We start from the raw sequence: 10,803 nt of genomic DNA, 5'->3' as shown, positions 1-10,803 counted from the left end.
CGCGCTGGCCTACGGCCTCGACAAGAACGAGGACGACCAGACGATCCTCGTCTTCGACCTCGGTGGCGGTACGTTCGACGTCTCGCTCCTCGACATCGGCGAGGGCGTCGTCGAGGTTCGCGCGACCTCCGGCGACAACGAGCTCGGCGGCGACGACTGGGACCAGCGCATCGTCGACTGGCTCGTCGACAAGTTCAAGGCTCAGAACGGCATCGACCTGACCAAGGACAAGATGGCGCTCCAGCGTCTGCGCGAATCCGCGGAGAAGGCGAAGATCGAGCTGTCCTCGGGACAGTCCACGTCGATCAACCTTCCGTACATCACGGTCGACGCCGACAAGAATCCGCTCTTCCTCGATGAGACCCTGTCCCGTACCGAGTTCCAGAAGATCACCCAGGATCTGCTCGACCGCACCCGCAAGCCGTTCCAGGCTGTCATCAAGGACGCGGGCATCTCGATCTCCGACATCGACCACGTGGTCCTCGTCGGCGGCTCGACCCGTATGCCCGCCGTCAGCGACCTGGTGAAGGAGCTGACCGGGGGCAAGGATCCCAATAAGGGCGTCAACCCGGACGAGGTTGTCGCTGTGGGCGCCGCCCTGCAGGCCGGCGTGCTCCGCGGCGAGGTCAAGGACGTGCTGCTCCTCGACGTCACCCCGCTGTCCCTCGGTATCGAGACCAAGGGCGGCGTGATGACCAAGCTCATCGAGCGCAACACGACCATCCCGACGAAGCGTTCGGAGACCTTCACCACGGCCGAGGACAACCAGCCCTCGGTGCAGATCCAGGTCTTCCAGGGTGAGCGCGAGATGGCCGCGCAGAATAAGCTGCTCGGCTCCTTTGAGCTCGCCGGTATCGCCCCGGCGCCGCGCGGCGTGCCGCAGATCGAGGTCACCTTCGACATCGACGCCAACGGCATCGTCCACGTCACCGCGAAGGACAAGGGCACCGGCAAGGAGAACACGATCATCATCCAGGACGGCTCCGGCTTGTCCAAGGAGGAGATCGACCAGATGGTCTCCGACGCCGAGGCTCACGCAGAGGAAGACAAGCAGCGCCGTGAGGAGGCCGACGTCCGCAACCAGGCGGAGTCGACCGTCTACCAGGCCGAGAAGTTCGTCTCCGAGAACGGCGAGAATATCGCCGACGACAAGAAGGAGACCGTGAACAACGCGGTGGCCGAGGTGCGCACCGCACTCGAGGGCTCCGATCTCGAGGCCATCAAGTCGGCCGTGGAGAAGGTCAACACCGAGCTCCAGGCCATCGGCACCGCGATGTACGAGCAGCAGGCCGCTCAGGCAGACGGCGCCGGCGAGGCCGAGGAGGACGGCGTCGTGGACGCCGAGGTTGTCGACGATGACGACACCACCTCGGGCGACGACTCCGCCAAGGAGAGCAAGTGACCGCGGGCCCGGGCCAGCCGGGAACCGAGTCGTCCACCGCGGACGATGTGGACCCCACGGCTCAGGCCCAGGCCACAGAGGCCGACGCCGCGCAGCCGGCCGCTGACGCCGACGCTTTCGCGGCGGCCGCCGACCACGACGTCGCCCCGTCGGAACCGACAGAGGGTATGACGGCGGAGACCGCCGCCGGCGTCGAGGCCGAGGCCACCGCGGAAGGCGGAAGCGAGAATGCCGAGGCGCCGCGCGACGAGGTGGCCGCGCTCACCGAGGACCTCAAGCGAGTGTCCGCGGAGTACGCGAACTACCGCCGCCGCGTCGACCGCGAACGCCAGTCGGCCGTGGCGGGGGCGAAGGCCTCCGTGCTCTCCGGGCTGCTGGAGATCGCCGACGAGCTCGGCCTCGCCGAGCAGCACGGCGACCTCGAAGAGGGCAGCCCGCTGCGCAAGTTCAACGACAAGTTCTTCGCGGTCCTCGCCGCTCAGGGCGTCGAGGAGTTCGGCGCCGAGGGCGACGACTTCGACCCCTCCATCCACGAGGCGGTGCAGGACTTGTCCGAGGGCGGCGATCCCAAGGTCGCCACGGTGTACCGCAAGGGTTACCGCGTCGGTGATCGCACGTTGCGCAACGCGATGGTGATCGTCGGCAGCTAGTCCGCCGACGCGACGCGACGCGGCTCGCCCGAGCGCGAACCGCCCGCCGCACACGAACACGAGGTCCCGGCAGGGGAGCGGCCCCAGGCCCTTTTCCTGCCGGGACCTCTTCGGTTAGTTAGACAATTAGAGTTAGAGACGAAAATTAGTACAGCACCCAGCAGCGTTGCCCCGAGGCACGCGCACAACACTCGGCACGGCCTGAAAGGAGGCGCCACATGAGCCAGAGCGATTGGGTAGACAGAGATTTTTACGCAGACCTCGGCGTCTCGAAGGACGCCAGCCAGAACGACATTCGCAAGGCCTACCGTAAGCTTGCCCGCGAATCCCACCCGGATTCGCACCCGGGCGATACCGCCGCGGAGGAGAAGTTCAAGAAGGTCTCCACGGCGTATGACGTCGTCGGAGACGAATCCAAGCGCAAGGAATACGACGAGATCCGTCAGCTTGCGGCGAGCGGCTACGGAGGTTTCGGTGGCGGCGGAGGCGGCTTCGGCGGTGGTCGCTACCGTCGCTCGGGCGGCGGTGCCGGTGCTGGTGCCGAGGAGTTCGATATCTCGGACCTCTTCGGCGGCGGAGCGGCCGGCGCGCAGTCGGGCGGTTTCGGCGATATCTTCGGCGGCCTGTTCAACCGCGGCGCAGGCGCGGGCGGAGGTGGCCGGCAGGCCAGCGCCCGCGGGGAGAACATCGAAACGTCGGTGACCGTCGGTTTCCGCGACGCCGCGCTCGGGAAGCCGGTGGAAATCGCGGTGACTGCGCCGTCAACCTGTAATACGTGTAGCGGCAGCGGCGCCAAGCCCGGCACGACGCCGCGGACCTGCGGATCCTGCCAGGGTGCGGGTTACGTGAACCGCAGCCAGGGGCCGTTCGGCTTCTCCGAGCCGTGCCCGGAATGTGGCGGCGCGGGGTCGATTATCGACGACCCGTGCCCCGAGTGCCGCGGCGCGGGAACGACGACGCGCACCCGGCATTTCACGGTGAAGATCCCCGCGGGGATCGAGGACGGCAAGCGCATCCGCCTGCAGGGCAAGGGGCAGGCCGGCTTCCGCGGGGCGCCGGCGGGCGACCTGTTCGTCACCGTCCACGTGCGCGAGGACAAGGTGTTCTCGCGTGATGGCAACGACCTGCTGCTCGAGCTGCCGGTGTCATACCCGGAGCTTGTCCGCGGGACGAAGGTGTCGATCCCGACGCTCGACGGGCGGGTCACGGTGCGCGTGCCGGAGAACTCCCGCGACGGGCACGTCCTGCGCGTGCGCGGTCGGGGGATCAACCCGCAGAGCGGTAACCCCGGTGCGCTGCGCGCGACGCTGCGCGTGGTGACCCCTCCGGCCGGTGCCGCGTCCGAGCAGCTCGCCGCGTACGCCGAGGCGCTCGACGCCTCCGGCTTCGACCCGCGTGCAGGGTGGCAAGGTGCGTAATGCGTATCCCGAATCCCGACGATCTGCGCCCTGACGAGGCGGTACTCGTCATCTCCGTGGCGGCGGAGCTGTCCGGGTTGCATGCCCAGACGCTCCGCACCTACGACCGCCTCGGGCTGGTGATCCCCGAGCGCACGCGCGGCGGCGGGCGGCGCTACACGCTGCGCGACGTCGCGCTGCTCCGCGAGGTTCAGCGGCTGAGCCAGGACGAGGGCATCAACCTCGCGGGGATCAAGCTGATCATCGAGCTGCGCGAGCAGCTGGAGGAGGCGCGCGCGGCGTTGTCCGAGGCGCGCTCAGAGCTGCGCTCGATGTACGAGGCGGCGCAACGGGCCGAGCGCGCGACGAGTCGTTCCGGCCTGTCCGCGCCTTCGGGCGCGCGCGGCGAGCTCGTCCACGTGCCCCGGTCGACGCAGGTGGTGCTGTGGCGGCCGCGGAACGAGCGCGGCAAGGAGTGACGGTTGTTCGCGGGGTGGGCGCGGGGGCGTGCGCGGGCGAGCGCGGCAAGGAGTGACGGTTGTTCGCGGGCGCGTGCGCGTGCGCGCGCCCGAGCGAGCGCGGCTAGAAACCAACTCGCGAGCTATACACCAACCTCCGGGTCCACACACCAACCTCCGGGCCCACACACCAACCCCAGGGCCCAGACACCAACCTCCGGGTCGAAATTCGGCCCGTTTTGGGCACAAAATCGACCCTCACGTTGGTGTCTCGCACCTCGGGTTGGTGTCTCCCGCGTTATGTAAACCCAGCCGCCGGCCCACCCGCCGACCCAGCCGCCGGCCGTGTCGCCGGGCGGCCACCCACGCGGCGACCGCCACAGCCAGTCACAGCCAGCCGCCCCCCACCTCCCCCGCGAGTAACATCGCGAACATGAGCGATAGCGACCAGGAATTCGATGTACTCGTCCTCGGCTTCGGCAAAGCCGGCAAGACCATCGCGATGGCGCGCGCCAAGGCGGGCGATCGAGTCGCGCTGATCGAGAAGTCCCCCGATATGTACGGCGGTACGTGCATCAACGTCGGCTGCGTGCCGACGAAGACTCTTCTCACCGACGCCCACCTGCATTCCTCGGCCCGGACCGCAGCAGCCGCCGGCGTCGGCTCGGAGGGCGGCGACGCCGATGCGTTGTCGGCCGCGCAGGATCGCCGCGACACCCTCATCGGCAAGCTCAACGCCGTCAATAAGAAGCTCGCCGACGACGCCGGGGTCACAGTGATCGACGGCGATGCCGAGTTCACCGGCCCCAAGGACGTGCGCATCACGGGCGGCCCCGACGAACTCACCGTCACCGCCCAGACGATCATCATCAACACCGGCTCCGTCCCGGTCCGCCCGCCCATCCCGGGTATCGACGACCCTCGCGTCCTCGACTCCACGCAGGTCCAGCACGTCCCCACGCATCCGTCACAGCTCGCCATCGTCGGCGGCGGCCCGATCGGCCTCGAGTTCGCGACGATGTTCGCGCAGTTCGGCACCTCCGTTACGGTCCTCGACGGCTCCGAGCAGTTCCTCGCGCGCTTCGACCGCGACGTCGCCGAGCAGGTCCGCGCGGACCTCGAGAAGCTCGGAATCACCATCCTCTCCGGCGCGAAGGTCTCGGGCTTTACCTCCGATGACGACGGAGTCACCGTTTCGCACGACGGCGGGGAGCTGAAGGCGGACTACGCACTTCTCGCCGTGGGGCGGCGCCCGGCGACGGACGGCCTCGGCCTCGAGGCGGCCGGAATCGCCACGACCGAGCGTGGCGCGGTCGAGGTGGATGAGCATCTGCAGACAAATGTAGAGGGCGTCTACGCGGCGGGCGATGTCAACGGCGGCCCGCAGTTCACCTACGTCTCCTTCGACGATCACCGGGTGATCACCTCCGCGGTGTGGGGCGATGGTTCCCGCACGACCAGCGGACGGATTGTCCCGAGTTCCACGTTCATCACGCCGCCGCTGTCGCAGGTCGGGCTCGGCGAGGACGCGGCCCGCGAGGACGCCGAAGGGCGCGGGCACACCCTCGATGTGCGGTCGAAGAACATTGCGGACATCCCGATCATGCCGCGGCCGAAAATCCTCGGCGAGCCCGAGGGGATCGCGAAGTTCCTCATCGACGTCGAGGACGACCGCATTCTCGGATGCACGCTGTACTGCGTCGATTCGCAGGAGCTCATCAACCTCGTGACGGTCGCGATGACCCAGTCGGTCCCCGCCTCCGCGCTGGGCTCGGCGATCTATACCCACCCGTCCAGCTCGGAGGTATTCAACGCGCTGCTCGCGTAGCGTCGGGAGCAGTGGCCGGCTCGCGAAGGCAGAGCCCGAGGCCGGCAGGACCCCGCCCGCCGGGGCGGGGAGAGCCTGAGAGGAGGCGTCGTGCGCATTGCTGCGGCACAGGTGATCAGTGGGGCCGATCCGAAGGCGAACTCCGCCGTCATACGTGACTATGTGGCGCGGGCCGCGGAGCAGGGCGCCCGGGTGGTGGCGTTCCCGGAGGCGACGATGCGCGCGTTCGGGCACGGGCCGCTGGACGAGGTCGCCGAGGAGCTCGACGGGCCGTGGGCGAGTGAGGTCGCGGACATCGCGCGCGAGGCCGGGGTCGTCGTGATGGCCGGGATGTTCCGTCCTTCCGGCGACGGCCGGGTGTTCAACACCTACCTCGTCACAGGACCGGCGGGGTCTGCAGCAAGCCCGGGTGCGGGCGCCGATATCCACCTCGGCTACGACAAGATCCACCTCTACGATGCGTTCGGCTTCCGCGAATCCGACACGGTCGCGCCCGGCGAATCTACTTCTGTAGTGGAAGTGGACGGGGTGCCTATCGGAATCTCCGTCTGCTACGACATCCGCTTCCCCGCGCAGTTCACGAAGCTCGCGAATGACGGCGCACGGCTGAACATTCTCGGCGCCTCGTGGGGCGACGGTCCTGGGAAGGTCGAGCAATGGCAGCTGCTCGCGCGGGCCCGCGCGCTCGACGCGACGACGCCGCTGCTCGCCGTGGGGCAGGGGAATCCCGCGAGCGAGGGCCGCGAGGTTTCGGGCTCCGCGCCGCAGGGCGTCGGGCATTCGATGCTGGTCGATGCAAAGGGAGAGGTGTTGCGCGAGGCCTCGGACGGCGCCGAGCTGATGATCGTCGACGTCGACCCCGATGCGGCCGAGGACGTGCGCGCGGCGATCCCGGTGCTCACCGGCGGCCGCGTCACCGAGTAGCGGTCAGCTCCCCGGGAGCGGGTCGTGCGAGATCGCCTCGGGCGGGGCGCCACGCGCGATGAGCGCTTCCTTCGTCGCGCGCAGCATCGCCGGCGGTCCGGAAAGAATGATCTGCCGGTCGCCCCACCCGCCGTACGCGGTGACGACCTTGTCGAGGCGGCCGTAGGTGAAGCGGTGCAGCGTGTGGGGCAGCGGAGCGGAGCCCGAGGTGTCGAGCCACCACGGGTCCTCGTGTTCCTCGGCCACGGGCTGCACCGTGAGCCACGGGCTGAACGAGGCCATGTCGATGAGTGACTGCAGATCGTAGAGCTCGCCCGGATACTTCGCGCCGTAGAACAGGTGCACGCGCGGGTTGTCGGAGAAGCGGCTGATGTCGAGCAGCAGGCTGCGGATCGGCGCGATGCCCGTGCCGCCGGCGATGATGAGGACGTCCTGGTGGTCGCCGCGCAGCGGGCGCGTCGGCGCGGGCTCGCCGGGCTTCTGCTCCGGGATGGGCGCCGGGTTGCGGACGATCTCGAGTTCGCCGAGCGGGCTGGACAGCACCCAGCGGTCGCCGGGGGAGGCCATTGAGACGAGCGAGGCGCTGAGTTCGCCTCCCTCGACCGCGCGAACATGGAACTCGATCTGCCGCGCCGGGTTGGCGGGGATCGACGGGCTCAGCTGGCGCCACACGGCGTGCGCGTACGGGGTGAGTACCGAAACGTACTGGCCGGGGAGGTAGTCCATCGGGACGTCGGTGAGCAGCCGCACCACCGCGAGTCCGCGGGTGGGGCGCTGCACGTCGACGACCGTCGCGCCGATGTTGAGGCCGTCCGGCGCCGCCTCGGCGTGCGCCTCGCGCGAACCCTTGTCCAGGGCGCGGGCGATGATCACATAAAACTGGTTCTGGACCTTGGACAGCTCCTCGGTCCACTCCTCGCCCGCGACGCGCGCGAGCGCCGCGTTGAGCGCATGCCCGAACTGCTCGTACTGTTCCTCGACCACGTTGTACTTGGCGAGGTCGTGGCCGAGGTCGCGGCACAGATCGAGAACGTCGTCGACCTTCGCGCGGTCGCCGCCCGAGTCCTCGACCCTAGTGAGAAGGAACCGATACAGCTTGACGAAGGTCGCGAACGGTTCGTCGAGGTTCCTGGGCAGATCGGCGCGGATATAGGGGGCCTCGGTGGTGAGGGTGTCTTCCAGGGTGCGGCGGAAATCGGGCGCGACGTCCGAGCTCTCGCGATACGTCAGCTCACGGAGAGCGAGCAGCGCGGGGAGCTGATCCAAAGGAGTGGATGTGGCGGACACGGGCATTTACCTTTCGATGATGATATCGACACCGTCGCGCATTTCTTGTTCGGTGTAGTCGAGCTGGCCATGGCCCTGGAGGGAAACGAGATAGGCGGGTTGGCCGGCGGGCACCTCGTCCAGAGAGAATGTGAACGTACATTCGCCCAGCGTGCCGTCCTGATACTGTATCGGCGCCGCGGCAACCTGCGATAGCGGATCACCCGTTTGGGCAGTGACCTGCGCATTGGGGATGGCGTCGAGTCCCGGCGGCAGGATGCATTCGCTCGTGCCACCGAGGGCGCCAGGCGCGCTGATCGTCAATGTTCCCCGGCTTTGGAAGGTGTCGACCGCGGAGAACTGGTCGCCGGGGACGACTGCGAACACCAGCGCGGACACTGCGACGACACCGGCCGTCGCGCCGACGGCGATGAGGCCACGCTTCGGCTGCGGACCGGAATTCTGCGGCGGCATGGGCGGCACGGGCTGCGGCGGCCTCGGTTGCGCCTGCGCCGGTGGCGCAGGTTGCACGGGCTGCGCGGGTTGCACGGGCTGCGCGGGCGGAGCAGGCTGCTGCTGGTACGGGAACTGCGGCGGCTGCGCGGGGCGTGGCATGCCATCCCAATACAGGCCACCGGGGGCGAGCCGCGCGGACTGCTCTGGGCCGGGCTGCGAGGGAGGGAAGGGCTGCGGCGGATCGCCGACCCGATACGCGCCGTTGGCGAGCGGTGGATAGTGCATTGCCATCGGGCCACCACCCTCCTTTCGCGCACGCGTAATCGGCTCGTCCACAAGTCTAATCACGAGTGGCGCGGGCACTGTCATCTTTGCGAGCCGCCCGCGCCCGAACCCAAAGACTCGCCCGATGTTTACCTATCGGCAATTGAACTGCCTCTCAGGCTTTCCACGGGTTCGTTAACTTCTCGTGTGTTGCACTTGACCATTTCCCAACGGGAGGAGGGCGCTGAATGCGTCCGAAGAGTTTTGCCCGCCGTCTTGGCGGACGCGTGTCCACGTCCGTGCTCGCCGCGGCGTTGGTGCTGGGCGGCACGTCCGGCGTCATAACTGCAGGTCCTGCTGCCGCGCAGGGGACCGGCCTGTATATCAGCGAGTACGTCGAGGGGACGGGGAACAACAAGGCCATCGAGCTGTTCAACCAGGGCACCGAGGCGATCGACCTGTCCGAATACCGCGTCGCCGTGTACGCGAACGGCAGCAGCACGGCGAACTCGTACGCGCTGTCCGGCGAGGTTGCGGCCGGCGAGACGTTCTTGTTCGGTAGCTCGCGTGCGGCATTCGCCGACCAGCTGGACGCGTCCTCGGGTGCGGGGCTGTGGAACGGTGACGACGCGGTGGTGCTCTACCGCGGCGACGAGGTCGTCGACTCGCTCGGACGGGTCGGCGAGCAGCCGGCCGGCGGCGCCTGGGGGACGGGCGAGGCGAGCACGAAGGACTCGACGCTGCGGCGTACCGGCGGCGTGCCGGACACGACCATCGACGACGCGTTCGACCCGGCCACCGCCGGGTGGGAAGGCTTCGGCGTCGACGTGTTCGACCACCTCGGCATCGCACCCGGTGAGGAGCCGGGCGGCCCCACGGATCCGGAAGAGCCGGAAGACCCAGACGAGCCGGGCGAGCCGACCGAGCCGAGCGATCCCGCCGACTGCGAGGCGCCGGCCGAGAAGATCGGTGCAGTACAGGGCGAGGGCGCGACTTCGCCTCGCGTCGACGACACGGTGACCGTGCAGGGCATCGTGACCGCGAGCTTCCAGCAGCCCGGCGGCTACAACGGCTACTTCGTGCAGGACGCGGGCGACGAGAACGACGCCACCTCCGACGGCATTTTCGTCTACGCCCAGGGCAAGGGCGAGCGTGCCGCAGGCGACCTGGTGCGCGTGACCGGCAAGGTCAGCGAGTACCACGAAATGACGCAGATCACCCAGTCCGGCGAGGCCACCGTGTGCGACACCGGCGCCGAGCAGCCGGCCCCGGCCGAGCTGACGCTGCCGATGGACGACGAGGCGCGCGAAGCCGTCGAGGGCATGTCCGTCGTGCTCGGCGAGGGCGTGATCAACGAGGCGTTCAACTACGACCGCTACGGCGAGCTCACCCTCGGCAGCGAGCGTCACGCGCAGCCGACGAACCTCCACCGCCCCGGATCCGCCGAGGCCAAGGAGCTCGCGGCGAGCAACCTCGCCGACTCGATCACGCTCGACGACGGCATCAATACGCAGAACCCCAATCCGATCCGGCACCCGAACGGCAAGGACTACTCGCCGGAGAACCGCTTCCGCATGGGCGACGCCCTCCGCGAGGTCACCGGCGTCATGCACTTCAGCTTCGACAAGTGGCGCATCCAGCCGACCGCCGGCGCAGAGTACGAAGAGACCAACCCGCGTACCCCGGCTCCCGAGGTTCCGGGCTCTCTCAAGGTCGCCTCGGCGAACGTGCTCAACTACTTCACGACCCTCGCCGACAAGGACCCGAACGCCCGAGGCGCGAACAACGCCGCCGAGTTCGAGCGCCAGAAGGCGAAGATCGTCTCGCAGCTCGCCGAGATCGACGCGGAAGTCTTCGGCCTCATGGAGATCGAGAACAACTCCGACAAGGCCGTGAACGACCTGGTCGACGGGCTCAACGCGAAAATCGGCCGCGAGGAGTACGCGGCAGTCGAGACAGGCACGCTCGGCACCGATGCCATCACCACCGCGCTCATCTTCAAGCCCGCGAAGGTCGAGCGCGTCGGCGAATTCAAGGCGCTCACCGAGTCGGTCGACCCGAACTTCGACACCTCCCGCCACCGCCCGGCGCTGGCCCAGGTGTTCAAGGACAAAGCGACCGGCGAGGAGTTCTCCGTCGTGGTCAACCACCTCAAGTC

General features: G+C 68.6%; 9 protein-coding genes. 7 read left to right on the top strand and 2 right to left on the bottom strand.

The genetic code is table 11. The features are described 5' to 3' along the window. The 6 genes from dnaK to K8V11_RS08810 all read left to right on the top strand — a co-directional run. Positions 1 to 1,402: molecular chaperone DnaK (gene dnaK, locus K8V11_RS08835; protein ID WP_303912905.1), on the top strand; the 1,402-nt coding region annotated here is incomplete at its 5' end. Beyond that, positions 1,399 to 2,052, top strand: a complete 654-nt coding sequence (gene grpE, locus K8V11_RS08830; RefSeq protein ID WP_303912903.1) for a nucleotide exchange factor GrpE — start codon at positions 1,399 to 1,401, stop codon at positions 2,050 to 2,052. The genes dnaK and grpE, both read left to right, overlap by 4 nt. A 218-nt stretch (positions 2,053 to 2,270) precedes the next feature. After that, positions 2,271 to 3,470, top strand: a complete 1,200-nt coding sequence (locus K8V11_RS08825; RefSeq protein ID WP_303912901.1) for a DnaJ C-terminal domain-containing protein — start codon at positions 2,271 to 2,273, stop codon at positions 3,468 to 3,470. Beyond that, positions 3,470 to 3,928, top strand: a complete 459-nt coding sequence (locus K8V11_RS08820) for a heat shock protein transcriptional repressor HspR (protein WP_303912899.1) — start codon at positions 3,470 to 3,472, stop codon at positions 3,926 to 3,928. Before K8V11_RS08825 ends, K8V11_RS08820 begins: the two co-directional genes overlap by 1 nt. A 412-nt stretch (positions 3,929 to 4,340) precedes the next feature. Next, the gene (locus K8V11_RS08815; RefSeq protein ID WP_303912897.1) at positions 4,341 to 5,735 is read left to right on the top strand and encodes an NAD(P)/FAD-dependent oxidoreductase; all 1,395 of its coding nucleotides are present in this window, start codon (positions 4,341 to 4,343) and stop codon (positions 5,733 to 5,735) included. 90 nt (positions 5,736 to 5,825) lie between these two features. After that, complete coding sequence (locus K8V11_RS08810) at positions 5,826 to 6,659, top strand: carbon-nitrogen hydrolase family protein (RefSeq protein WP_303912895.1); 834 nt, start codon at positions 5,826 to 5,828, stop codon at positions 6,657 to 6,659. Positions 6,660 to 6,662: 3 nt separating this feature from the next. Here the strand turns inward: K8V11_RS08810 and K8V11_RS08805 are convergent, their stop codons facing one another. Continuing rightward, positions 6,663 to 7,946, bottom strand: a complete 1,284-nt coding sequence (locus tag K8V11_RS08805; RefSeq protein WP_303912893.1) for an FAD-binding oxidoreductase — start codon at positions 7,944 to 7,946, stop codon at positions 6,663 to 6,665. A gap of 6 nt (positions 7,947 to 7,952) precedes the next feature. Further along, positions 7,953 to 8,672 (bottom strand): hypothetical protein, encoded by a 720-nt coding sequence (locus K8V11_RS08800; RefSeq protein ID WP_303912890.1) that lies wholly within the window; start codon positions 8,670 to 8,672, stop codon positions 7,953 to 7,955. Between the two features lie 221 nt (positions 8,673 to 8,893). Between K8V11_RS08800 and K8V11_RS08795 the strand changes: the two genes are divergently transcribed. Continuing rightward, positions 8,894 to 10,803: ExeM/NucH family extracellular endonuclease (locus K8V11_RS08795; RefSeq protein WP_303912888.1), on the top strand; the 1,910-nt coding region annotated here is incomplete at its 3' end.

The organism is Dietzia timorensis (assembly GCF_020742175.1).
Lineage (GTDB): Bacteria > Actinomycetota > Actinomycetes > Mycobacteriales > Mycobacteriaceae > Dietzia > Dietzia timorensis_A.
This window is presented reverse-complemented; position numbering and strand designations above follow the sequence as displayed.

Bases quoted from the DNA above. Each gene is read 5' to 3' on its own strand.
- K8V11_RS08825 (WP_303912901.1), top strand. From the start codon at position 2,271: ATGAGCCAGAGCGATTGGGTAGACAGAGATTTTTACGCAGACCTCGGC.
- K8V11_RS08820 (WP_303912899.1), top strand. From the start codon at position 3,470: ATGCGTATCCCGAATCCCGACGATCTGCGCCCTGACGAGGCGGTACTC.
- K8V11_RS08815 (WP_303912897.1), top strand. From the start codon at position 4,341: ATGAGCGATAGCGACCAGGAATTCGATGTACTCGTCCTCGGCTTCGGC.
- K8V11_RS08800 (WP_303912890.1), bottom strand. From the start codon at position 8,672: ATGGCAATGCACTATCCACCGCTCGCCAACGGCGCGTATCGGGTCGGC.